The organism is Mesorhizobium sp. M2C.T.Ca.TU.002.02.1.1, assembly GCF_003997225.1.
The window spans coordinates 1-383 of record NZ_RZTO01001591.1 but is presented as its reverse complement, the minus strand read 5'-3'; the positions used below and the strand labels follow the sequence as shown (position 1 = coordinate 383).

Annotated in this window: 1 protein-coding gene; it reads left to right on the top strand. The window is 69.7% G+C overall.

Features of this window, described 5'->3' with window-relative positions; translation table 11 throughout:
• Positions 1-383: penicillin acylase family protein (locus EOD07_RS37455; protein ID WP_164773007.1), on the top strand; the 383-nt coding region annotated here is incomplete at both ends.

Sequence of the window (383 nt, the reverse complement as noted above, 5' to 3'; positions counted from 1 at the left end):
CTCCAGGGCCGCCGACCAGCGCCATACCGTTGACGCGTCCCGCCGTCTTCAGACCGATGTGTTCTCCGTGCCGGCGAAGCGGGTCGTCGGCCTGCTGTCGACGCTGTCCGGACGCAACGAAGCGGAGACGGCGGCCCTGGAGATACTCGCCAGCTGGGATTTCCGGCTGGCGGCCGACAGCCCAGGCGCCGCGCTCTACGAAGTCTGGTGGGCGCACCACTTGCACGTGGCCATCATTGCCGATGCCGTCGGCAAGCCGGAGCTGAGGCCATTGTTCGCGCCCGGTGACACCGCCGGCATCCTCGATCGGCTTGAAGCCATCGCGGCCCGGACCCCGGGGGCGTTTGCCGCGCTGGCGCTGGGCAGCCTGTCGAAAGCCTACG